The sequence below is a fragment of the Pseudomonas sp. 18173 genome (genome assembly GCF_050432945.1).
GTDB lineage: Bacteria > Pseudomonadota > Gammaproteobacteria > Pseudomonadales > Pseudomonadaceae > Aquipseudomonas.
Genome location: NZ_JBKFTN010000003.1, coordinates 316,788 through 340,359, shown reverse-complemented (window position 1 = coordinate 340,359; position 23,572 = coordinate 316,788). Strand labels below are relative to the sequence as shown.

21 protein-coding genes are annotated in these 23,572 nt (G+C 61.2%); 10 read left to right on the top strand and 11 right to left on the bottom strand.

Annotated elements, in window-relative coordinates; translation table 11 throughout:
* The first annotated feature begins 95 nt into the window (after positions 1-95).
* From ACLD1X_RS05360 to ACLD1X_RS05350, 3 genes are all read left to right on the top strand, one after another.
* Positions 96-371: a polyhydroxyalkanoic acid system family protein gene (locus tag ACLD1X_RS05360; protein ID WP_429366441.1), complete on the top strand. Its 276-nt coding sequence runs from the start codon at positions 96-98 to the stop codon at positions 369-371.
* 242 nt (positions 372-613) lie between these two features.
* Positions 614-1,036: a phasin family protein gene (locus ACLD1X_RS05355; protein WP_429366440.1), complete on the top strand. Its 423-nt coding sequence runs from the start codon at positions 614-616 to the stop codon at positions 1,034-1,036.
* Between the two features lie 10 nt (positions 1,037-1,046).
* Positions 1,047-1,898 (top strand): phasin family protein, encoded by an 852-nt coding sequence (locus ACLD1X_RS05350; RefSeq protein ID WP_429366439.1) that lies wholly within the window; start codon positions 1,047-1,049, stop codon positions 1,896-1,898.
* Positions 1,899-2,091: 193 nt separating this feature from the next.
* On the opposite strand, the gene ACLD1X_RS05345 is transcribed toward ACLD1X_RS05350, so the two are convergent.
* The 10 genes from ACLD1X_RS05345 to ACLD1X_RS05300 form a co-directional block, all read right to left on the bottom strand.
* A complete protein-coding gene (locus ACLD1X_RS05345; protein ID WP_111289461.1) occupies positions 2,092-2,712 on the bottom strand; it encodes a TetR/AcrR family transcriptional regulator in 621 nt (206 codons plus the stop codon).
* A 172-nt stretch (positions 2,713-2,884) separates the two neighbouring features.
* A complete protein-coding gene (gene phaC, locus ACLD1X_RS05340) occupies positions 2,885-4,567 on the bottom strand; it encodes a class II poly(R)-hydroxyalkanoic acid synthase (protein WP_429366438.1) in 1,683 nt (560 codons plus the stop codon).
* A gap of 115 nt (positions 4,568-4,682) precedes the next feature.
* On the bottom strand, positions 4,683-5,537 hold the full coding sequence (gene phaZ, locus ACLD1X_RS05335; RefSeq protein ID WP_008017034.1) for a poly(3-hydroxyalkanoate) depolymerase: 855 nt from the start codon (positions 5,535-5,537) through the stop codon (positions 4,683-4,685).
* Positions 5,538-5,702: 165 nt separating this feature from the next.
* A complete protein-coding gene (gene phaC, locus ACLD1X_RS05330) occupies positions 5,703-7,382 on the bottom strand; it encodes a class II poly(R)-hydroxyalkanoic acid synthase (protein ID WP_429366437.1) in 1,680 nt (559 codons plus the stop codon).
* Between the two features lie 259 nt (positions 7,383-7,641).
* Positions 7,642-8,019 carry a gamma-butyrobetaine hydroxylase-like domain-containing protein gene (locus tag ACLD1X_RS05325; protein ID WP_008017032.1) on the bottom strand — a complete coding sequence of 126 codons (378 nt, stop codon included), beginning with the start codon at positions 8,017-8,019 and terminating at the stop codon, positions 7,642-7,644.
* Between the two features lie 136 nt (positions 8,020-8,155).
* Positions 8,156-9,493, bottom strand: coding sequence for an ATP-dependent protease ATPase subunit HslU (gene hslU, locus ACLD1X_RS05320; RefSeq protein WP_429366436.1), 1,338 nt, complete (start codon positions 9,491-9,493; stop codon positions 8,156-8,158).
* A 55-nt stretch (positions 9,494-9,548) separates the two neighbouring features.
* Entirely contained in the window at positions 9,549-10,079 is a 531-nt protein-coding gene (hslV, locus tag ACLD1X_RS05315; protein WP_007975582.1) for an ATP-dependent protease subunit HslV, read from the bottom strand.
* Between the two features lie 223 nt (positions 10,080-10,302).
* A complete protein-coding gene (locus ACLD1X_RS05310) occupies positions 10,303-11,016 on the bottom strand; it encodes an SPOR domain-containing protein (protein ID WP_429366435.1) in 714 nt (237 codons plus the stop codon).
* Between the two features lies 1 nt (position 11,017).
* Positions 11,018-12,754 (bottom strand): arginine--tRNA ligase, encoded by a 1,737-nt coding sequence (argS, locus tag ACLD1X_RS05305; protein WP_429366434.1) that lies wholly within the window; start codon positions 12,752-12,754, stop codon positions 11,018-11,020.
* Between the two features lie 212 nt (positions 12,755-12,966).
* Positions 12,967-15,186 carry a primosomal protein N' gene (locus tag ACLD1X_RS05300; RefSeq protein WP_429366433.1) on the bottom strand — a complete coding sequence of 740 codons (2,220 nt, stop codon included), beginning with the start codon at positions 15,184-15,186 and terminating at the stop codon, positions 12,967-12,969.
* A 220-nt stretch (positions 15,187-15,406) separates the two neighbouring features.
* On the opposite strand from ACLD1X_RS05300, the gene rpmE reads away from it, so the two are divergent.
* The 3 genes from rpmE to ACLD1X_RS05285 all read left to right on the top strand — a co-directional run bounded on the left by rpmE (position 15,407) and on the right by ACLD1X_RS05285 (position 17,900).
* Positions 15,407-15,625 (top strand): 50S ribosomal protein L31, encoded by a 219-nt coding sequence (rpmE, locus tag ACLD1X_RS05295; RefSeq protein WP_007989302.1) that lies wholly within the window; start codon positions 15,407-15,409, stop codon positions 15,623-15,625.
* Positions 15,626-15,660: 35 nt separating this feature from the next.
* Positions 15,661-16,449, top strand: a complete 789-nt coding sequence (locus ACLD1X_RS05290; protein WP_429366432.1) for a thermonuclease family protein — start codon at positions 15,661-15,663, stop codon at positions 16,447-16,449.
* A gap of 182 nt (positions 16,450-16,631) precedes the next feature.
* Complete coding sequence (locus tag ACLD1X_RS05285; RefSeq protein WP_429366431.1) at positions 16,632-17,900, top strand: malic enzyme-like NAD(P)-binding protein; 1,269 nt, start codon at positions 16,632-16,634, stop codon at positions 17,898-17,900.
* 232 nt (positions 17,901-18,132) lie between these two features.
* Here ACLD1X_RS05285 and ACLD1X_RS05280 read toward each other — a convergent pair whose 3' ends face one another.
* Positions 18,133-20,571 carry a penicillin-binding protein 1A gene (locus ACLD1X_RS05280; protein WP_429366463.1) on the bottom strand — a complete coding sequence of 813 codons (2,439 nt, stop codon included), beginning with the start codon at positions 20,569-20,571 and terminating at the stop codon, positions 18,133-18,135.
* A gap of 217 nt (positions 20,572-20,788) precedes the next feature.
* On the opposite strand from ACLD1X_RS05280, the gene ACLD1X_RS05275 reads away from it, so the two are divergent.
* Genes ACLD1X_RS05275 through ACLD1X_RS05260 form a run of 4 tightly spaced genes read left to right on the top strand, consistent with a single transcriptional unit; the run spans position 20,789 to position 23,563 of the window.
* Positions 20,789-21,853, top strand: coding sequence for a pilus assembly protein PilM (locus tag ACLD1X_RS05275; protein ID WP_429366430.1), 1,065 nt, complete (start codon positions 20,789-20,791; stop codon positions 21,851-21,853).
* Positions 21,853-22,419, top strand: coding sequence for a PilN domain-containing protein (locus ACLD1X_RS05270; protein ID WP_429366428.1), 567 nt, complete (start codon positions 21,853-21,855; stop codon positions 22,417-22,419). The genes ACLD1X_RS05275 and ACLD1X_RS05270 overlap by 1 nt, the downstream gene beginning before the upstream one ends.
* Entirely contained in the window at positions 22,416-23,039 is a 624-nt protein-coding gene (pilO, locus tag ACLD1X_RS05265) for a type 4a pilus biogenesis protein PilO (RefSeq protein WP_429366427.1), read from the top strand. Before ACLD1X_RS05270 ends, pilO begins: the two co-directional genes overlap by 4 nt.
* Positions 23,036-23,563, top strand: a complete 528-nt coding sequence (locus ACLD1X_RS05260) for a pilus assembly protein PilP (RefSeq protein WP_429366426.1) — start codon at positions 23,036-23,038, stop codon at positions 23,561-23,563. The genes pilO and ACLD1X_RS05260 overlap by 4 nt, the downstream gene beginning before the upstream one ends.
* The last annotated feature ends 9 nt before the right edge of the window (positions 23,564-23,572 follow it).

Sequence of the window (23,572 nt, the reverse complement as noted above, 5' to 3'; positions counted from 1 at the left end):
CAAGGCTGAAGGTAAGATGGATCAACCTCGGGACGTTTTGCCGCAGCGGCGGTCAGGATGCACCGAATGAGCATTCATAAAGCAGGAGTCATTTGATGGCCAGTATTAGTGTTGAACGTGCCCATGGCCTGGGTAAGGAAGCGGCTCGCGAGAAAGCCGACAAGCTGGCGCAGAAACTTTCCGATCAGTATGGCCTGCAGCCGCAGTGGTCCGGCGACACCCTGAACCTCAAGCGCTCGGGTGTGAAGGGCGCGGTGCATGTCGCCGAGGATTCGATTCGCGTCGACGTGGAACTGGGCCTGATGATGTCGGCCATGAGCGGCATGATCAAGGCGGAAATCGAAAAGGCGCTGGATAAAGCGTTGGCCTGATTTCCGATTGAAATCATATCCCCTGTGGGAGCGGGCTTGCTCGCGAAGGCGGTGTGTCAGTGAAATTTTTATCAACTGACCCACCGCCTTCGCGAGCAAGCCCGCTCCCACATTTGTTTTGTGGCGCCTCTGCTGTTTATGTCAGTTGTTAGGGTGCCGTTTCTAATTTTTCTCCCTACTTTGTGCCAGAGCCCGACACTTGTCCGGGCAGTTCCTCAAACCTTCTGCGCGTGAGGTGCACCATGGCCAAAGTTATTTTGAAGAAAAAAACCGACGCATCGACCAGCACGCTGGGCGACGTCAAAAGCTATGCCCGCAAGATCTGGCTGGCAGGCCTGGGTGCCTACACCAAGGTCGGCCAAGAAGGTAGCGAGTACTTTCAAGAGCTGGTCAAAGCAGGTCAGGTTGTTGAAAAGAAAGGCAAAAAGGTAGTCGCTGAGAAACTTGAAGCGGCCAATGCCGAGATCGATGAAGCCAAGACTGAAGTCAGCACTTTCAAAGGCAAGGTCGAAGTTCAACTCGACAGGGTCGAGAAGGCGTTCGATACGCGTGTCGCAAGTACCTTGAATCGTATCGGCATTCCGTCTAAACATGACGTTGAGGCACTCTCTGCTAAGCTCGATGAGCTGACGGCATTGCTCGAAAGCGTCGCGCGTAAATCTTAAGGAGAACGGGATGGCTGTTAAAAAGAAAACCGAAAAAGAAGGCAGCTCGTGGATCGGGAAGGTTGAAGATTACTCCCGAAAAATCTGGCTGGCTGGTTTAGGCGTGTACTCGAAGATCGACACTGACGGCAGCAAACTCTTCGATGCATTGGTTAAGGACGGCGAGAAAGCCGAGAAGCTCACCAAGAGCGCTGTTGGCAAGACTGTCGACGCCGCCAAGGACTCCGCTTCTTCGGCCAAGTCGCGCATCAGCGGCGTGAAAGATCGCGCACTGGGCAAGTGGGATGAGCTGGAGGGCGCTTTTGACAAGCGTCTGAACAGCGCCATTTCGCGTCTGGGCGTACCGAGCCGCAACGAAGTCAAGGCACTGCACAGCAAGGTCGATACCCTGACCAAGCAAATCGAAAAACTGACCGGTGCCAAGGTTGCGCCTGTTGCGGCGAAAACCGCAGCGGCCAAACCTGCTGCCAAGACTGCCGCCGCCAAGCCGGCAGCCAAGACTGCTGCCAAGCCACTGGCAAAAGCGCCAGCCAAGCCTGCGGCTAAAACCGCTGCCGCCAAACCGGCAGCGGCCAAGCCGGCAGCCAAACCGGTCGCCGCAAAAGCCGCCGCCAAGCCTGCGGCTAAACCGGCAGCCAAGCCAGCAGCAAAAACGGCTGCGGCCAAGCCTGCTGCGGCGAAAAAACCTGCAGTGAAAAAGCCGGCAGCTCCAAAAGCCGCCGCGCCAAAACCAGCAGTGGCAGCTGCCAAACCGGCAACGCCGGCAGCTCCGGTCAGCGCATCGAACTCCGCTGCCGCGCCAACCCCTGCTGTCACCCCGACTGTCGCGCCAACTCCATCGACGCCAACCAGTCAGTCCTGATTTCCGGGGCTCAAGAAAACGCCCGGCCTGTGAAGGTCGGGCGTTTTTGTTTGTGCACAATTCGAGGCCAGCACTGCCCCCCTCCTGTAGGAGCTAGCTTGCTCGCGATGGTATTACAGGCGCTGTGTAGCGTCGGCTGTACCTTTTTCGCGAGCAAGCTCGCTCCTACAGGGTGGGTTGGTTGTGGTCGGGGTTATTCGTGTTCCTTGAGGTACTCCATCGCCATCTGCTCGGTCGCCGCCTTGATCGGTGCCAGCAAGTGTGGCGCCACCAGCATCATGATCTGGTAAACCACCAGGCGCACCTCGCCTTCACGGTCGAGAATCCGCTGGTAATCCAGTGAGAACAGCAGCGTCATGGTGATCTGCTCCACCAGTTGCCCCAGTGCCTGGGTATCGCTGACCAGCAGCCCTTGCGCCTGCAATCGTGCCAGCAGCGACGCCAGTGTGCGCTTGAGCGCATTGAGCAGATTGCGAATGCCCTTGGCCAGCTTCGGCAGGCGCCCGGCGAGGTTCGACAGGTCCTGGAACAGAAACCGGTAGTGGGACAGGCGTTCGACGATCAGGTGCAGGAACAGCCAGTAGTCCTCCGGCGCCAGTTCGACATCGGCCGGTGGATCGAGCAGCGGGGCAAGTTCACCCTGGAAGCGCTCGAACAGGCCGAGAATCAGCGGTTCCTTGCCGTGGAAGTGGTAGTAGAGGTTGCCCGGGCTGATGCCCATTTCGTTGGCAACTTCCATGGTGGAGACATTCGGTTCGCCCTTTTGATTGAACAATTGCAGGGCACATTCGAGGATCCGGTCGCGGGTTTTCATCCAGTCTTCTTAATGTTCGTGCCAGGCCAACCTCCAGTCCTGTAGGAGCGAGCATGCTCGCGATGGTCGTCAACGATTACGCGGGCTACCTGATGACCCGCGGCGTCTGGATATCCATCGCGAGCATGCTCGCTCCTACCGGGTCGGAGACTGACTGCGGCCTTTTTTAGGTTCAGCGCACACGTACGTAAGTACCGGGCGCAGCTTCCATCGGTGGATAGTTCTGGTTGCCGAGCGCCATGTCGGTTTCCTTCTGCGCGCCGGAGCGTTCCTGAATCCAGCCCAGCCATTGGCTCCACCAACTGCCCTCGACATGCCTGGCGTCGTAGTACCAGGCGCGGGGGTCGCTGCTCAGTTTGCCGTTCTCGACGTAGTTGGCTTTCGGGTTGCTCGGCGGGTTGAGGATGCTCTGCACATGACCGCTGTTGGACAGTACGAAGCGCCGATCGCCACCGAGCAACAGCGTCGAGCGATACACCGCATCCCACGGCGTGATGTGATCGTTGATGCCGGCGACGCTGAAGCTGTCGACAGTGACCTTCTGCAAATCGATCGGCGTGCCACACACTTCGAGGCCGCCCGGGTGGGTCAGGGGGTTGTGCTTGAAGAAATCCAGCAGGTCGCCATGCAGGGCCGCAGGCAAGCGCGTGCAGTCGTTGTTCCAGTAGAGGATGTCGAACGCCGGCGGCTCCTTGCCCAACAGGTAGTTGTTGACGAAGTAGCTCCAGATCAAATCGTTGGGGCGCATCCAGGCGAAGACCTTGGCCATGTCGCGGCCGTCCAGCACGCCTTTCTGATAGGAGCGGCGCTTGGCCGCCTCCAGGGTCTGTTCGTCGGCGAACAGCGTGGCGGGGCTGTCCAGCTGGCTGTCGAGCAGGCTCACCAGGTACGTCGCGCTCGACACCCGGCGCAGCTGCCGTTTGGCCTGCAAGTGGCCCTGCAAGGCGGCAATGGTCAGCCCGCCGGCGCAGGCGCCCATCAGGTTGACCTCGCGTGCGCCGGTGATCGCCCGGCAGACGTTCATGGCTTCTTCCACGGCTTCCACGTAGGTCGACAGCCCCCATTCACGGTGGCGCACATCCGGGTTGCGCCAGCTGATCATGAAGGTTTGCAGGCCATTTTTCAGCGCGTACTGGACGAAGCTGTTGTGCGGGCTCAGGTCGAAAATGTAGTACTTGTTGATTTGCGGCGGCACCACCAGCAGGGGTTTGGAGTACTGCTTTTCGCTCATCGGCTTGTACTGGATCAGCTCAAGCAGTTCGTTGCGAAACACCACGGCGCCGGTGGTGGTGGCAACCGTCTTGCCGACCTCGAACGCTTGCTTGGTGACTTGCCGGGGCAGGCCATCGTTGTGCAGCAGATCGTCCACCAGATGGCCGATGCCACGCACCAGGCTGTTGCCACCGGAATTGAACAGTTCCTTGACCGCCAGTGGGTTGAGCAGGGTGTTGGAGGGCGATACGGCGTCGTTGAGCAAGGCGAAAGCGAAGTGGGCGCGGGCACGGTCGTCCGGGCTCATGTTGCTCTCGTCGATCCAGCTTTTGACCTGCTTCTGCCAGCTCAGATAGGCCTGCAGGCTGCGCCGATAAAACGGGTTGAGGCTCCACGCCGGATCGGCGAAGCGAGTGTCCTGCGGATTGGTCGGGTGCAGGGTTTCGCCCAGCAGCACACGGCCAAGCTGGCCACCGAGTTTGAGGGCATGCCGGGCACTGTGCACCGGATTGCGCAAGCCATGGGCGGCCACACTGCGCAGGGTCGATAACAGATCCCGACCGCGCAGGCCGGTAATCGCACTCTGTGCATTGATGAACGCGGCGGGAGTCGGTAAGGAATCCCTCGCTGGTTTCTCGCGCATGAGTCAACACTCCTTCGTCTTCAGGCCAAAAACAAAAACACCGAACCAGAACACCATAGACGCTGTAACGGGTTGTTGCGCGGCGTGGCGTCCTGCCGGCCGCTGATGCAGCGCTTTAGCTGCCCAATGGCGCCGGACGCGGATGCATCACCGCGCGCTGGCGCTCCTCTTCCAGGAATTTCATGATGATCGGGGCCACCGCTTCGGCCCGGGTAATCAGGAACAAATGCCCGTCATCGATGATGTGCAACTGCGCGTTGGGAATCCGCCAGGCCAGCAAGCGCATGTTGACCAACGGGATCAGCGGGTCATCGTCGCCGGCCAGTACCAGGGTTGGCTGGCGGATCTTGTGCAGCCAGTGAATGCTGGTCCAGCCGAGGCCGGCGAACAGCTGCCAGTAGTAACCGAGCTTGCCCGCCGAACGCACCTTGGCCGCGTGGCTGGCGGCCAGCGTCGGGTCGCGACGGAACGCGCCGCCGTAGATCATCGGCGCAATGCGGATCACGTGGGACGGCTGGATGTAACGTCGCGGGCTGGCCATCATCCACAACACTTTCGGCTTGCCCGGCACCATCACCGCACCCGCCGCCGTCGCCGCCAGCACGAGTTTCTTGCAGCGCTCGGGATAGTCGTAAGCGAACTGTTGGGCCAGGGCACCACCCCAGGACACACCGATGACGTTGACCTGCCCGTAGTCGAGATAGTCGAGCATCCGCGCCGTGAGCTTGGCCAGCCCCGGAAAACGATACGGCCGGTTCGGTGTCGACGAGCCGCCGACGCCGGGTACGTCGAAAGCGATGACTTCCAGGTCCGGGTCCAGCGCCGCGATGAACGGGAACACCAGCTCCAGGTTGGCGCCAATGCCGTTGAAAATCAGCAGGGGCGTCAAGTGAGGCTTGCCGGGGCGTACCGCCGTGCGGAGCGTCTGGCCATCCAGCTCGACGGTACGGAATATGAAGGGTTGCGGCATGCTTCTGGCCCTGTGGGTCGCTTTCTCAAATTCTTCCCCGCCCCCCTGTAGGAGCGAGCTTGCTCGCGAAAAACGTGCGGGCAACGCGTTATCCAGATTGCACGCGTTATCGTTAACGTCCTTCACGAGCGAGCTCGCTCCTACAGGGATAGCGAGGTGTGTCAGTTACCGCTCATGCACGTAAGTGCCTGGCGCGGCTTCCCCTTCCGGGTAGGCCTTGTTGCCCAGTTTTGCCGGTGCTTTTTTCAGGTTGCCCGAACGCTGTGCCTGCCATGCCTGCCAGTGCAGCCACCAGGAGTCGGCGTGCTTGGTCGACTCTTCCTGCCAGTCGTCAGCGTTGGCGGGCATCTGGGTGCTGGTCATGTAGCGCGATTTCGGATTGCCCGGCGGGTTCAGAATGCTCTGGATGTGCCCGCTGCTGGACAGCACGAATTCAACATTGCCGCCGAACAGCTGCGCCGACTTGTAGCAGGAGCGCCACGGCGTGATGTGGTCGGTGGTGCCGGCGAGCGAGAAGATGTCGGCGGTGACCTTCTTCAGGTCGATCGGCGTGCCGCACACTTCCAGTGCATCGGCGCGGGTCAGCGGGTTATTTTTGAACATCTCGATCAGGTCGCCATGGAACGCCGCAGGCAACCGGGTGGTGTCGTTGTTCCAGAACAGAATGTCGAAGACCGGCGGTTCGTTGCCCAACAGGTAGTTGTTGACCCAGTAGTTCCAGATCAGGTCGTTGGGGCGCATCCAGGCGAAGACCTTGGCCATGTCGCGGCCTTCCAGCACGCCGGCCTGGTACGATTGGCGCTTGGCGGCTTCAAGGGTCTGCTCGTCGACGAACAGGGCCACGTCGCTGTCCAGGGTGGTGTCGAGCACGCTGACCAGCAGGGTCAGGGCGTTGACCTTGTTCTCGCCGATTGCCGCGTAGTGGCCCAGCAGCGCGGTGCAGGTGATGCCGCCGGAGCAGGCACCGAGCATGTTCACATCTTTGCTGCCGGTGATGGCGGTGACCACGTCAACCGCTTCCTTGAGCGCTTCGATGTAGGTCGACAGGCCCCACTCGCGCTGCTCCTTGGTCGGGTTGCGCCAGCTGACGATGAAGGTCTGCACGTTGTTGCGCAGGCAGAACCGCGCCAGGCTTTTTTCCGGGCTCAGGTCGAAGACGTAGAACTTGTTGATCTGCGGCGGTACCACCAGCAGTGGGCGTTCATGCACCTGCTCGGTGATCGGCTTGTACTGGATCAGCTCCAGCACGTCGTTGCGAAAGACTACCGCACCCTCGGTCACACCCAGGGTCTTGCCGACCTCGAATGCACCCATGTTGACCTGGCTCGGCATGCCGCCGTTATGCACCAGGTCCTTGGCCAGATGCGAGAGGCCATCGAGCAGGCTTTTACCGCCGGTTTCGAAGAAGCGCTTGACCGCCGCCGGGTTGGCCGCCGTGTTGGTCGGGGCAAAGGCTTCGGTCATGAGGTTGATCACGAAGTGCCCGCGGCTGACGTCCTTGGCCGGCAGGCTGCTGTCGTCGATCCAGTCGTGGAGTTCCTTGCGCCACGCCAGGTAGGTTTGCAGATAACGTTTGTAGAGCGGGTTCTGGCTCCAGGCCGGATCCGCGAAGCGACGGTCATCGCTGGTCGGCTGCAGTTCGGATTTGCCGAGCAGCACGTTCTTGAGTTCAAGACCGAAATGCGCAACATGCCTGGCGCTGTGAACCGGTTGTTTGATGGCCTGCCTGAGTACCATGCGAGCAGAAGCCAGTAGATCCTTTCCACGCAGTCCAACGACAGGATTCAGCCCCAAGGTGTTTTCCGAGGCTTGATACTTCAAGTCATCGTTATTCTTGTTACTCATCTACGACGCTCCATTGTCCTGAGACGAGTACCGGGTCCTGCTGTGTAGTCACACAGCCAATGCCAGGTACTACTGCTCGGGGTGACCGTTAATACTGCATCGCTGCTTTTCTAATGCAGAGAGCACTGCAGGGAACTTGCCAGTTCCATTGGTTACCCGACTTTAATTTTTTTCGCAAGCAGGCCAATCGGCGGCCCTGGAGCGGAGCATTCAAACAGATGAAATTAGAAAATGCCCTCTAAAGAGCAAGAGGCTCAGGCTAGAGCATCAGCTTGACGACGGATTCGTTCGGATCGCGGGTTTTTCCGGCCGCTTTCAGTTCGGCCAGGTAATCATCCCAGAGTGCGTCATAACGTCGCGCCAGTTCGTAGAGGTATTCCCAGGTAAACAGACCACTGTCGTGACCGTCATCGAAGGTCAGTTTCAGTGCGTACTGACCGGCCGGTTCTACCTTGGTCAAGCCTACGTTGATCTTGCCAAATTGCAGGATGGGTTTGCCGTGGCCCTGGACCTCGGCGGAAGGAGAGTGCACGCGCAGGAATTCGGCGGGCAGGGTGTATTCCTCGCCGGACGCGTATTTCAGCGACAGGGTTTTCGAGGCTTTGTGCAGCTTGATGTCGGTGGGAAGTTGGGTCATGAGCGCCGTTCCGTTTTGGATGGAACCCTGTAGGAGCGAGCTTGCTCGCGATGGACGTTAACGATAACGCGTGTTTTCCGAAGAAACGCGTTGCCCTCAAGTTCATCGCGAGCAAGCTCGCTCCTACAAGTATGGCTTACAGGATATAACGGGAAAGGTCTTCGTTCTGCGCCAATTCGCCCAGGTGGCTGTTGACGTAGTCGGCGTCGATCAGGATCACCTTGTCGTCATGGGCGCTGGCCAGGTCGCCGGCGCTGAACGACACCTCTTCGAGCAGGCGCTCGAGCAAGGTGTGCAGGCGACGGGCACCGATGTTTTCGGTTTTCTCGTTGACCTGCCAGGCAATCTCCGCGATGCGCTTGATGCCACTCGGCTGGAACTCGATGCCCAGGCCTTCGGTTTTCAGCAGCGCGCAATATTGCTCGGTGAGCGAGGCGTGCGGTTCGCTGAGGATGCGCTCGAAGTCTTCTGGCGAAAGGGCCTTGAGTTCGACGCGAATCGGCAGGCGACCTTGCAGCTCCGGCACCAGGTCGCTCGGCTTGCTCAGGTGAAACGCACCGGAAGCGATGAACAGGATGTGGTCGGTCTTGACCATGCCCAGCTTGGTGTTGACGGTGCAGCCTTCGATCAGCGGCAGCAAGTCGCGCTGTACGCCTTCGCGGGATACATCGACGCCACCGGAATTGCCACGCTTGGCGACCTTGTCGATTTCGTCGATGAACACGATGCCGTGCTGCTCGACCGCTTCCAGGGCCTTGGCCTTCAACTCTTCATCGTTGACCAGGCGGCTGGCTTCTTCGTCGCGCACCAGCTTGAGCGCTTCCTTGACCTTGAGCTTGCGGCTCTTGCGCTTGCCCTTGCCCATGTTGGCGAACAGGCTTTGCAGCTGGTTGGTCATTTCTTCCATGCCCGGTGGCGCGGAGATGTCGACGCCGGCCATTTCGGCGACTTCGATTTCGATCTCCTTGTCGTCCAGCTGACCTTCGCGCAGGCGCTTGCGGAACAGCTGGCGGGTGTTGGAATCCTGGGTCGGGGCATCGTCGCTGCTGAAGCCCATGCGTGCCGGGGGCAGCAGGGCGTCGAGGATGCGCTCTTCGGCAGCGTCTTCGGCGCGGTGGCGTACCTTGACGATTTCCTGTTCGCGCAGCAGCTTGATCGCAGCGTCAGCCAAGTCACGAATGATCGATTCGACGTCGCGGCCGACGTAGCCGACTTCGGTGAACTTGGTCGCTTCGACCTTGATGAACGGTGCGTTGGCCAGTTTGGCCAGGCGACGGGCGATCTCGGTTTTACCGACGCCGGTCGGGCCGATCATCAGGATGTTTTTTGGCGTGACTTCAACACGCAGCTCTTCAGGCAGCTGCATGCGGCGCCAGCGGTTGCGCAAGGCAATGGCGACGGCGCGCTTGGCATCGTCCTGGCCGATGATGTGGCGGTTGAGTTCGTGGACGATTTCACGGGGAGTCATGGACATAATATTCAGTGGACCTCAAGCAAGAATGAGCCGTGGTGCGATGGGCTGCACGGGCTTACTCGGCGCAGTCCTGCTCCTCAATGGTCTGGGTGTGGTTGGTGAATACACAGATGTCGCCGGCGATACCGAGGGCGGTTTCGACGATTTCCCGGGCCGACAGGTCGGTCTTTTTCAGCAGCGCGCTGGCGGCGGCCTGGGCGTAGGCGCCACCGGAGCCCATGGCGATCAGGCCGTCTTCCGGTTCGACCACGTCGCCGTTGCCGGTGATGATCAGCGAGGCGTCTTTGTTGGCGACCGCGAGCATGGCTTCTAGGCGGCTCAGGGAGCGGTCGGTGCGCCATTCCTTGGCAAGTTCGACGGCGGCGCGAACCAGGTGGCCCTGGTGTTTTTCAAGCTGGCCTTCGAAACGTTCGAAGAGGGTAAAGGCGTCCGCGGTGGCGCCGGCAAACCCGGCAATGACCTGGCCGTGGTACAGGCGACGAACTTTTTTCGCGTTGCCTTTCATCACGGTATTGCCGAGGGAAACCTGGCCGTCGCCGCCCATGACGACTTTGCCGTGGCGGCGAACTGAAACGATGGTGGTCAAGGGAAGAGTCTCCACGCAGCAGGGCGAAAATGCCTTATGCCAACACATATGGGGGTGGTGGAAAGGATTTCAACTGTGGACGGAGACGGGGGACGAGCGGTGTTCTTGCGTATGGAGGCAGTGCTGACGCCTTCGCGAGCAGGCTCGCTCCCACAGGGGCCGATTAAACCCTGTGGGAGCGAGCCTGCTCGCGAAGAACGAAGACGCGGATTAGCCGACCGGTTCAGCGGCTCTGGCGTTGTTGTAACAACAGATTGCTGAAGCCGGCGCCGGCCAATTGTTTCTGGGCGGTGGTCAGTTGTTCGCGGTTGCTGAACGGCCCGACCAGTACCCGATACCAGGTCTCGTCCTTCACCGTGCCGGACTCGACCGAAACAGCCTGGCCCAGCAGGATGATCTGCGCCCGGACCTTGTCCGCATCGGCCTCCTTGCGGAACGAACCGGCCTGCAGGAAGAATTTGGTCACCGGTGCCGCCTTGACCGGAGGCGCTGGCGGCGGTGTGATCCCGGCCAGGGCTGCCTGGGCGCGAGCCGTGTCGATTTTCGCCGCTTCGGCCGGGGTGACCGGCGTTGTCGGGATGGCCGGCACTTGTGGCGTCGGCAGGGTTTTTTCCGGCACGGCATCCGGCGGCACGATGACTTCCGATTCCGGCAGCAAGGTGTAGAAGTCGTACTTCGGCTTCACAGGCTGCGTCGGGCTCGGCGGGGTCTTGTTGGCCTCGGCGATCTTGGTGGCTTTCTGTTGTTGCTGTTGCTCGACCTTTTCACGCTTGACCGTGTCGCTGCCCTTGCCCGGTTCCAGTTTCATCAGGAATACGATGAACGCGCCGACCGTCAGGCCGATGGCCATCCACAGCCAGCCCGGAATCGGTTGTTTTGCAGGAGCTTGGTAACGGCTGGCGCCACGCTTGGGTGCAGGTTTTTTCTTGGCAGCCAACTTACATACGCTCCAGAGTTTCCAGGCCCAAGAGTTCCAGGCCTTGCTTGAGGGTGCGTCCGGTCAGCGCGGCGAGGCGCAGGCGGCTCTGCATTTGTGCCGGGGTATCGGCGGCGAGGATCGGGCAGTTCTCGTAGAAGCTGGAGAACAGGCCGGCGACGTCGTACAAGTAAGTGCAGAGGATGTGCGGGGTGCCTTTTTCGGACACGTTGTTCAGGATTTCACCGAACTGCGCGAGCTTCGCCGCCAGTTCGTGTTCGTGCGCCGCTTCCAGAACGATCTGGCCTTCGACTTCGCTGAAGTCCTTGCCGAGCTTGCGGAACACGCCGGCCACGCGGGTGTAGGCGTACAACAGGTACGGCGCGGTGTTGCCTTCGAAGTTGAGCATCAGGTCGAAGTTGAAGCTGTAGTCGCTGGTGCGGTGCTTGGACAGGTCGGCGTATTTCACCGCGCCAATGCCCACGACCTTGGCGATGTTGCGCAGCTCGGCTTCGGCCAGCTCCGGGTTCTTGTCCTTGACCAGGGTGTAGGCACGTTCCTGGGCCTCGGTCAGCAGGTCGATCAGCTTCACGGTGCCGCCATCACGGGTCTTGAACGGACGGCCGTCAGCGCCGTTCATGGTGCCGAAGCCCATGTGTTCCATTTCCATCGGATGGGTCACGAAGCCGGCCTTGCGCGCCACGGCGAACACTTGCTGGAAGTGCAGGGCCTGACGCTGGTCGACGAAGTACAGCGCGCGATCGGCCTTGAGCGTGCCGCTGCGGTAGCGCACGGCCGCCAGGTCGGTGGTGGCGTACAGGTAGCCGCCGTCAGCCTTGACGATGATCACCGGCAGCGGGTCGCCGTCGGCGTTCTTGAATTCGTCGAGGAACACGCACTGGGCGCCGTTGCTTTCGACCAGCATGCCGGCGGCCTTGAGGTCGTTGACCACATTGATCAGGTCGTCGTTGTAGGCACTTTCGCCCATCACGTCGGCCATGGTCAGCTTGACGTTGAGCAGTTCGTAGATCTTCTGGCAGTGCGACAGCGAGATGTCCTTGAACTTGGTCCACAGCGCCAGGCAATCGGCATCGCCAGCCTGCAGCTTGACCACCAGGCCACGGGCGCGGTCGGCGAACTCTTCGGATTCGTCGAAGCGCTGCTTGGCGGCGCGGTAGAAGTTTTCCAGGTCCGACAGTTCGTCGCTGGTGATCGGGTTTTCCTGCAGGTAAGCCATCAGCATGCCGAACTGGGTGCCCCAGTCGCCGACGTGGTTCTGACGGATCACGGTGTCGCCGAGGAACTCCAGCACACGGGCCACGCCGTCACCGATGATGGTCGAGCGCAGGTGGCCGACGTGCATCTCCTTGGCCAGGTTCGGCGCCGACAGGTCGACCACGGTGCGCTGTACCGGGCCGGCCTTGCGCACGCCGATGTTGGCATCGGCCAGGGCGGCGTCCAGGCGTGCGGCCAGGGCGTCGGTGTTCTGGAAGAAGTTCAGGAAGCCAGGGCCGGCGATTTCGGTCTTGGCGACGTTTTCGTCAGCCGGCAGCGCGGCAATGATTTTTTCCGCCAGATCGCGGGGTTTCATGCCGGCCGGCTTGGCCAGCATCATGGCGATGTTGCTGGCGAAGTCACCGTTCTTCTTGTCGCGGGAGTTCTCCACCTGGATCGCCGGCGACAGGCCTTCAGGCAACACACCTTCGTTGACGAGTTGGGTGATGGCTTGTTGGATCAGCTGGCGAATGGTGTCTTTCATGGTCTTCTCTTTCGACCGCAGGCGCGGCGGCGCATCGTGCGCTGGTGGAAAAACTGGGCATTATCCGTTGCGAAGTCGGGCTTGCCAACCTTAGCAGGCAGGATGTGGATGTGTGGTGACAAATTGGCCGTCATCACGAGCAGGGAACCGGGTTTTCCTGAGCAACGCGGTCAACTGTGGGAGCGAGCCTGCTCGCGATAACAATCTTTCTACTAATACAAGTCGACGGGATCAACATCCAGCGACCAACGCACCGCCCGCCCGCTCGGCATCTGTTCCAGCACCAGCAACCAGCTGGCCAGCAACCGATGCAAAGGCGCCCGCGCCGTCGCCTGCAGCAACAACTGCGCTCGATATCGCCCGGCCCGACGCTCCATCGGAGCCGGTACCGGCCCCAATAGTTCGATGCCGGTCAGGTTCTGCTCGGCCAGCAAACGCTCGGCCTCGCTGCAGGCCTCATCAAGGAAGCCTTCGGCCTGGCCCGGTTTGTGCGCCTCGGCTCGCAGCAATGCCAAATGCGCGAATGGCGGCAAGCCCGCCGCACGCCGTTCGCTCAAGGCTTGCTCCGCAAAGGCGAAATAGCCCTGCTCGGTCAGTTGCACCAGCAGCGGGTGGTCGGCCAGGTGCGTCTGGATAATCACCTTGCCCGGCTCTTCGGCGCGGCCTGCGCGGCCGGCGACCTGGACGATCAGCTGTGCCATGCGCTCGCTGGCGCGGAAGTCGCCGGAGAACAGGCCGCCGTCGGCGTCGAGGATCGACACCAGCGTCACCCGCGGAAAGTGGTGGCCTTTGGCAAGCATTTGCGTGCCGATCAGGATGCACGGCTGGCCTTTTTGAATGGTTGCGAACAACTGGTTCATCGCGTCCTTGCGCGATGTGCTGTCGCGGTCGACCCGCAGCACCGGATAGTCCGGGAACAGGATCGCCAGGCGCTCCTCGGCCCGTTCGGTACCGGCGCCAACGGGGCGCAGGTCGACCTTGTTGCACTTGGGGCACTGGCGCGGCACTCGTTCGACATAGCCGCAATGATGGCAGCGCAACTCGCCGTAACGCTGATGCACGGTCATTCGCGCATCGCAGCGCTGGCACTCGGACATCCAGCCACAGTCATGGCACAACAGGGTCGGGGCGAAGCCGCGGCGATTGAGGAACACCAGGACCTGCTGCCCGGCGGCCAGGGTCTGGCCGATGGCTTGCTGCATCGGCCCGGAAATGCCGCTGTCCAGCGGGCGACTTTTGACATCCAGGCGCAGGAAGCGCGGCTGCTTGGCACCGCCGGCGCGCTCGTTCAGGCGCAGGAGTCCGTAGCGGCCGGTGTAGGCGTTGTGCAGGCTTTCCAGCGAAGGGGTGGCGGAACCGAGGACGATCGGGATGCGTTCCTGTCGCGCCCGCACCAGTGCCAGATCGCGGGCGTGGTAGCGCAAGCCTTCCTGCTGTTTATAGGAGCCGTCGTGCTCTTCGTCGATGATGATCAGGCCGGGGTTCTTCATCGGCGTGAACAGGGCCGAGCGCGTGCCGATAATGATGTCGGCCTCACCGTCCCGGGCGGCCAGCCAGGCGTCGAGGCGTTCGCGGTCATTCACCGCCGAATGGATCAGTGCGATGCGGGCATTGAAGCGTTGCTCGAAGCGCGCCAGGGTCTGCGGGCCCAGGTTGATTTCCGGGATCAGCACCAGTGCCTGCTTGCCGGCCTCCAGCGTTTCGCGGATCAACTGCAAATAGACTTCGGTCTTGCCGCTGCCGGTGACGCCGGCCAGCAGGAATGCGTGATAACTGTCGAAGCCGGCGCGAATCGCCTCATAGGCGGCGCGTTGCTCCGGGTTCAGCGGCAGTTCCGGTTGCGCCAGCCAGTGTTCGTGGCGTGCACCGGGAGCGTGGCGGCGGATCTCGACTTGCACCAGCTCCTTGGCCAGCAGCAAATCCAGGCTGTCCTTGCTCAGCATCAGTTTGCTCAGCAGTTGATGGGCGACGCCGTGGGGATGCTGGGCCAGCGTGGCCAGTGCTTCGCGCTGGCGCGGGGCGCGGGCGATGCGCGGATCATCGAGGCTGGCGCCCGGCGCGGCGGACCAGAAACGTTCCTGACGCGCTTCGGCTAGCTCACCCTGGCGCAGCAGCACCGGCAGCGCCCAGCTCAAGGTGTCGCCGAGGCTGTGCTGGTAATACTGGGAAGTCCACAGGCACAGCTTGAACAGCGCGGGCGGCAGCGGCGGGGTGGCGTCGAGCAGGGCCAGGGCCGGCTTGAGTTTCTCGGCCGGCACTTCGCTGGTGTTGGTGACTTCCACCAGGATGCCGATCATCTCGCGCCGGCCGAACGGTACCCGCAGGCGCATGCCGGGGTGCAGCTGGCTGCGCAGGACGCCGGCCGGAGCGCGGTAGTCGAACAGGCGGCGCAGCGGCGAAGGCAGGGCGAGGCGCAGAATGGCGTCGGGCACGCGGGAGATCTCGATAAGCAAAGAAGGGTGATGCATGACCTGTGGGAGCAAGCCTGCTCGCTCCCACATTGGAGTGTGCTCAAGGGTCGGGAGCCTAGCAGACGGTCGGTAGAAGCGACAGCTTGCGTGATCAGGATTGTCTGGTAGAATCCGCGGCCTAATTACGTGCGGTATTCAACAATAGTGTTGGGTGGCGGCACGCTAGCCTGAGGAAGACACCATGAAAGCTGATATCCATCCAGAATACCCAGCAGTTGCTGTTACCTGCAGCTGCGGCAACAAGTTCGAAACCCGTTCGACCTTCGGCAAAGCCATGGCGATCGACGTTTGCAACGAATGCCACCCGTTCTACACCGGTAAGCAGAAGACTCTGGACACCGGTGGTCGCGTACAGAAGTTCGCCGACCGTTTCGGTGCTTTCGGCGCGAAAAAGGCCTAAGGCCGATCAACTTGGGAAGCCGCCACGGTTTTTCCATGCTGATGAAGAAGGCGTCCCTTGCGGGCGCCTTTTTTATGTCCGCGATTTGGCTGCCTGGCGCCGAGGCCTTTTGCCCGGCGCCAAGCGGCCTGACGCCTGTTGCGGTGCAGCGGGTGGTGGACGGCGACACCCTGCGCCTGAGCGATGGTCGCAATGTGCGCATGATCGGCTTGAACACGCCGGAGCTGGGCAAAAAGGGCCGTTCCGACGAACCGTTCGCCGTGGCCGCGCGCAAACGCCTCGAAGCCTTGGTGGCGGCGAGTGACGGGCGGGTCGGGTTGGTGCCTGGCAAAGAAGGCAAGGATCATTACGGCCGCACCCTGGCCCATGTCTACGGGGTGGATGGTGCCAACCTGGAAGCGCAGATGCTCGCTGAAGGCCTGGGTTTTCTGGTGGCCGTGGCACCGAATGTCGATCTGGTCGACTGTCAGCAAGCCGCAGAGCGCAACGCTCGACAGGCCGGGTTGGGTGTCTGGCGCCAGTCGCCTGTACTGAAAGCGGATCAGATCAGCGCTTCCGGTTTTGCCGTGCTCAGCGGTCGTGTAAGCAAGGTGCAACGCAATCGCGGCGGAGTTTGGATCGAGTTGCAGGACTCGGTTGTATTGCGCGTTGCACCCAATCTGCTGGCGCGTTTCGATGTGAGTTCGCTGGAAAGCCTCAAGGGCAAGCAGGTCGAGGCGCGTGGCTGGGTGCTGGATCGCTCGCGCAAAGGCGGTCTCAAGGAAGGTCAGGCGCGCTGGATGTTGCCCTTGACCGACCCGGCGATGCTTCAAGCGGAACCGTGATAAAAAATTGTAGACATTTTTTCTGTCGATTGTGAACAGTCAAGCCCTTGTGTGCCGTGGCTCTTGGCCCAAAGTCGTAGGGCAGGGCGCTTGACAGGGGTGACCAGTCAGTCTTGTGGGGACTTTGCGAGGCGCGTATCCTCGCTGACCAGTCTGTCCAACAGTAAAAGCGGAATGCCAAAATGTCTGATCTGAAAACTGCCGCTCTCGAATATCACGCCAATCCTCGTCCAGGGAAGCTGAGTGTCGAGCTCACCAAGGCCACTGCTACCGCTCGCGACCTGTCGCTGGCCTACAGCCCGGGCGTAGCCGAACCAGTACGCGAGATCGCCCGCGATCCTGAACTGGCCTACAAGTACACCGGCAAAGGCAACCTGGTTGCAGTCATTTCCGATGGCACCGCGATTCTCGGCCTGGGTAACCTTGGCCCATTGGCTTCCAAGCCAGTGATGGAAGGTAAAGGCGTACTGTTCAAGCGCTTCGCCGGCATCGACGTTTTCGACATCGAAGTCGACTCCGAAAGCCCGCAGGCCTTCATCGACACCGTCAAGCGCATCTCCATCACCTTCGGTGGCATCAACCTGGAAGACATCAAGGCACCAGAGTGCTTTGAAATCGAACGCGCCCTGATCGAGCAGTGCGATATTCCGGTATTCCACGATGACCAGCACGGCACCGCTATCGTGACCGCCGCCGGCATGATCAACGCCCTGGAAATCGCTGGCAAAACCCTGTCGCAAGCCAAGATCGTCTGCCTGGGTGCCGGCGCTGCCGCCATCTCCTGCATGAAGTTGCTGGTGAGCATGGGCGCCAACATCGAAAACATCTACATGGTCGACCGTACCGGTGTGATCCACTCCGGCCGTGACGACCTGAACCAGTACAAGGCTGTGTTCGCTCACGCGACCGACAAGCGCACCCTGGCTGACGCCCTGCAAGGCGCTGACGTGTTCGTAGGCCTGTCCGGCCCGAACCTGCTGAGCCCTGAAGGCCTGCTGTCCATGGCGGCCAACCCGATCGTGTTCGCGTGCTCCAACCCTGATCCGGAAATCTCCCCGGAGCTGGCACACGCTACCCGTAGCGACGTGATCATGGCCACCGGTCGTTCCGACTACCCGAACCAGGTCAACAACGTACTGGGCTTCCCGTTCATCTTCCGTGGTGCCCTGGACGTTCGCGCCAAGCGCATCAACGAAGAAATGAAAGTGGCGGCGGCCAACGCCCTGCGTGAGCTGGCCAAGCTGCCAGTGCCTCAGGAAGTGTGCGACGCCTATGGCGGCATCAAGCTGGAATTCGGTCGCGAGTACATCATTCCGAAGCCAATGGATGCCCGTCTGATCACCCTGATCTCCGATGCCGTGGCCAAAGCCGCCATCGAGACCGGTGTGGCGACCCTGCCGTATCCGAAGAACTACCCGCTGAAAAGCGTGGATGACGTGTTCAACGGCTAAGCCGTTGTAGCGCTTCAACCAAAAGCCCCGGCTCGTTAGAGTCGGGGCTTTTTATTGCCTGTTGCCTTTGTGTTGTCTGTCCGATCGCCATCGCGAGCAGGCTCGCTCCCACAGGGGTACGCGTTCCATTGTGGGAGCGAGCCTGCTCGCGAAAGCGATCTGACAGGAAACCCGGATACAAAAAAAGCCCCGCCTTCCAGAAGAAGAGCGGGGCTTTTAGTTGATGCCGTGATCAGAACAAATCGATCGGTGCCTGTTCATCCGCTGGCAACGGACTGCCCGGTACCGTGCCATTGCCGATCTCGTTGACCGACGGTGGCGTGTCTTCGGCCTTGAACAGCTCGAAGTAGGCGCCTGGCGTGCCCGGGCTGGCCGCGCGGCCGCTGACCGGATCGACGCGCAGGCTGAGGATGCCTTCCGGCTCCGGCTGCGTATGCGGCGGTTTGCCTTTGAGCGCCGGGCCCATGTAGTTCATCCAGATCGGCAGTGCGACGGTGCCGCCGAATTCCTTGCGACCCAGGCTTTCCGGTTGATCGAAACCGGTCCACACGGTCGTCACGTAATCGGCGTTGTAGCCGGAGAACCAGGCGTCCTTGGATTCGTTGGTCGTACCGGTCTTGCCGGCAATGTCGGGGCGGCCCAGGGCCAGTGCGCGGCGACCGGTGCCGAGCTTGATCACGTCCTCGAGCATGCTGTTGAGGATGTACGTGGTGCGCCCGTCAATGATGCGTTCGGCCACCGCGGGTGCCTGTGGCGTCGGCGTGGCGCCCGGGGCTTCGCCCGGCGTTGCGTTGACCGTGAAGGCTTGGGCAGTTGGCGCAGCAATGCCATCGCTGGCCGCGCCACCCTGAGGCACGCTCGGCGGGTTGGCGACGAACAGGGTGTCGCCGTTGCGGCTTTCGATCTTGTCGATGATGTACGGGGTGATCTTGTAGCCGCCGTTGGCGAAGGCGCTCCAGCCAGTGGCGATTTCCATGGGCGTCAGGGTCGCGGTGCCCAGTGCCAGGGACAGGTTGGGTGGCAGGTCCTGCTTGTTGAAGCCGAAACGCGTGATGTAGTCGATGGTCTTGCCCACACCCATCGCTTGCAGCAAGCGGATGGACACCAGGTTGCGCGACTTGTACAGCGCTTCACGCAGGCGAATCGGACCAAGGAAGGTGTTGGTGTCGTTCTTCGGACGCCAGACCTTGTCCAGGTACTCGTCGACGAACACGATCGGTGCGTCGTTCACCAGGCTGGAGGCGGTGTAGCCGCTATCCAGTGCAGCGCTGTAGACGAACGGTTTGAAGCTCGAACCCGGCTGGCGCTTGGCCTGCAACGCGCGGTTGTAGTTGCTCTGTTCGAAGGCGAAACCGCCGACCAGCGAACGAATGGCACCGTTCTGCGGGTCCAGGGAAACCAGTGCGCCCTGGGCCTGCGGGATCTGGCTGAACTTCAGCGAGTTGTCCGGCTGGCGCTGCACGCGAATCAGATCGCCGACCTGGGCCACGTCCGACGGTTGTTTCGGGTTGGCGCCCATGCTGTTGGTATTCAGGAACGGCCGGGCCCATTTCATGGTGTCCCAGCTCACGTGTTCCTGACCGGTGCGGGTCAGCACTTGCAGGCCGTTCTTGTCGACCTGGGTCACGATGGCCGGTTCCAGGCTGCTGATGGTGCGTTGTTTGGTCAGCTCGGTTGCCCAGGCTTCGCGAGTCTTGCCCGGCAGGCGCGACTCGGGGCCGCGATAGCCGTGGCGCTGATCGTAGGTCATCAGGCCTTCGTGGACTGCGGTGTTGGCCAGTTCCTGGAGGTCGCTCGGCACCGTGGTGGTGACGCGGAAGCCTTCGGTGTACGCGTCGCTGCCATAGCGTCCGACCATCTCGGCGCGGGCCATTTCGGCGATGTACGGGGCGTTCACTTCCGGAGTCGGCACGTGATAGCTGGCGTTGAGCGGCTCGTTGACCGCCGCGGTGTAGTCGGCCTCGCTGATTTTTCCGAGCTTGTACATGCGCCCCAGGATCCAGTCGCGACGCTCCTTGCTGCGCGCCGGGTTGGCCAGCGGGTTGAAGCGCGACGGCGCCTTGGGCAGGCCGGCAATCATCGCCATCTGCGCCAGGCTGACATCACGGATCGATTTGCCGTAATAGACCTGCGCCGCCGCCTCGATACCGTAGGCGCGGTTGCCCAGATAGATCTTGTTGACGTACAGCTCGAGGATCTCGTCCTTGGTCAGCTGTCGTTCGATCTGCAGGGCCAGCAGGATCTCGGTGGTCTTGCGCGAAAAGCTGCGTTCGCTGGTCAGGAAGAAGTTCTTCGCCACCTGCATGGTGATCGTGCTGCCGCCGGACTGGATGTGTCCGCTTTTGACCAGCTGGGTCGCGGCACGCATCAGGCTGCTCGGATCGACACCATAGTGGTTGGCGAAATTGTCGTCTTCAGCACTTAGTAACGCATTGATGAAATTGGGGGGAATGTCGGCGAAACGGATCGGAGTACGGCGCATTTCGCCGAATTCTGCGATCAACTTGTTATCGCTGCTGTAGACCCGCAATGGAATCTGCAACTGGATGCTTCTCAGCGCCTCCACGGACGGCAGCCCGGGACTAAGGTAGAGGTACGCCCCGCTCAGACCCAGAAGGAGTCCGCAGAAAACCGCGACGATGGACCAACCGAAAAACTTCAGCAGACGAATCAAGGCTTTTGGACATCCAGGACAAAAATGAATTGGGCAACAGGGTTCGGGCTAAATGAGAACGACCCGCGCTTGAGCAAATGCGGAAAAAAAACGCTGGGCATTATAAGCATTTTTCTGATCGGGAGCGTGGTTGGCGCTGCTGTCAAGACGGGCGGATTGAACGCAATGGACATTGCAGAGTCCGTAACTCACGGAAAGTCATAGGGAATTGGTAGTGCCAGGACTCTTCAACAAAAAATCCAGTACGCTCCTGGGAATCGACATCAGCTCCACCTCGGTGAAGCTTCTGGAGTTGAGCCGTCAGGGCGAGCGCTACCGGGTCGAAGCCTATGCGGTCGAGCCCTTGCCGGTCGGCGCTGTGATCGAGAAAAACATCGCTGAGCTCGAAGGCGTGGGGCTGGCCCTCACTCGCGCGCTGGCCAGGTCCAGGACCGGCCTCAAGAACGTGGCCGTGGCCGTGGCAGGCTCGGCGGTGATCACCAAGATCATCGAGATGGATGCCGGGCTTTGCGAAGACGAGATGGAAAGTCAGCTGAAGATCGAGGCTGATCAGTACATTCCCTATCCTCTGGATGAAGTTGCGATCGACTTTGAAGTCCAGGGCACCTCCGCGCGCAATCCGGAACGTGTCAACGTGCTGCTCGCCGCTTGCCGCAAGGAAAACGTCGAAGTCCGCGAGGCCGCCCTGACGCTGGCGGGGCTGACCGCCCGCGTGGTCGATGTCGAGGCCTACGCGCTGGAGCGCTCATTCGGGCTGCTGGCCAGTCGGCTCGCGGGCCCGGGGGAGCATTTGACGGTCGCAGTGGTGGATATCGGCGCCACCATGACCACCCTGAGCGTGCTGTACGACGGGCGGATTATCTATACCCGCGAACAACTGTTCGGCGGTCGGCAGCTGACTGAGGAAATCCAGCGTCGTTATGGCCAGACGCTCGAGCAGGCGGGCCTGGCGCAAAAGAAGGGCGGCCTGCCGGGTGACTATGCCGGCGAGGTCTTGCAGCCATTTCGAGAGGCACTGGTGCAGCAGGTGTCGCGCTCGTTGCAGTTCTTCTTTGCGTCCGGCCAGTACAACACCGTCGACCATATCCTGCTGGCCGGCGGTACCGCGTCGGTCCCGGGGCTGGACCGTTTGGTCGAGCAGCAACTGGGCACGCCGACCCAGGTCGCGAATCCTTTTTCCGAAATGGGCCTGGGCAGCAAGGTCAACGGTATTGCACTGGCGAGTGATGCCCCGGCATTGATGATCGCCTGTGGTCTTGCCCTCAGGAGCTTTGACTGATGGCGCGGATCAACCTTCTGCCTTGGCGCGAGGAGCGGCGTGAAGCGCGCCGCAAGCGCTTCCTGCTGGTCCTGGTGGCGGTGATGGTGGGCACGATGGGCGCGGTGCTGGTCGCCAACCAGGCGATCAGCGGTGCCATCGACGGGCAAATTACCCGTAATGAATACATCGGCAAGCAAATCGCCCTGGTCGATGAGCGGATCACACAGATCAATGAACTCAAGGCACGCCGTCAGCAATTGGTCGAGCGCATGCGCACCATCCGGGACCTGCAAGGCAATCGCCAAATCAGCGGGCGCGTGTTTGATCAGTTGGTGCGAGCCCTGCCCGACGGCGTGTATTTCACCGAAGTGAAAATGACCGGAAAGACCTTGTCCATCACCGGTGCTGCGCAATCCAACAACCGTGTTTCAGACCTGATGCGCAATCTCGAGGCATCAGACTGGTTCGATGCGCCGAGCCTGACCGAAGTCAAGGCCACGACTGCCGGTCAGGCGGAGCCGGCCAACGTCTTCCGGTTGACCGTACGCCAGACTCGACCCGCAGCACCGGAGGAGAGCCAATGAGGCTATCCAAATGGTTCGAAGGCCTGCGCAGGATCGACATCAATGATCTGGATACCGGCAACATGGGTTCCTGGCCGCCGGTGATCAAGTTCCTGGTGGCCGGATTACTCATGCTGCTGATGCTGGCCCTGGGCTACAACTTTTCCACTCGCGACCTTGTGAGCCAGCTCGATCTCAAGCGCGAGGAAGAGTCGACACTCAAGGAGCAATTCGCCGGCAAAGCCCGCATGGCGGCGAACCTGGACCTCTACACCCGGCAATTGAAGGAGATGGAGAACTCCTTTGGCGCGCTGTTGCGGCAACTGCCCGGCGATACCGAAGTGCCCGGCTTGCTGGAAGACATCACGCGTACCGGCCTGGGCAGCGGCCTGGAGTTCGAGGAAATCAAGCTGCTGCCGGAGGTCGCCCAGCCGTTCTACATCGAGCTGCCGATCCAGATCACCGTCACCGGGGATTACCACGCTCTGGCCACCTTTGTCAGTGGTGTGGCCGGGTTGCCGCGAATCGTCACCTTGCACGATTTCGACCTTGCCCCCGTCAGCCCCGAGGGCGGTTCGAAACTGCGCTTGAGCATCCTCGCCAGGACCTATCGCTACAACGACAAGGGGTCGCATCAATGAGTCCGATACGTTGTTTTTCGGCGGTTGTGTTGCTGTCTGCCCTGGCCGGTTGTGGTGCCGGCGATGACTACAGCGATCTGGACGCGTACATGAACGAAATGCGCCTGGCTGGGCCGGGCCGGATTGAACCAACGCCGCAATTCCGGTCTTACCCGACATTCACTTACAACGCGGCGAATCTGCGCAGCCCGTTTTCACCGCAGATCAGCATTGATCCGGCAGCCCGGCGGCGAAGTTCCAGCAATGTCAAACCTGACCCTGGCCGGGTCAGGCAATACCTCGAAGGTTTCAATATCGAGCAGTTTGAAATGGTCGGCACCCTTTCCAATGCAACGGGCTCCTTTGCCCTGCTGCGCGGAGCGGGTGGGGTGCACCGGCTGAAAGTCGGCGATTACCTGGGGCGTAACGACGGACGGATCGTTGCGATCAATGGCTCGCAAGTCGAGGTGGTTGAAATTGTCCCTGATGGTCAGGGCGCGTGGCTGGAGCGTCCCCGGATCATCCTTTTGAAAGAGCACTCATAGTGGAACTCG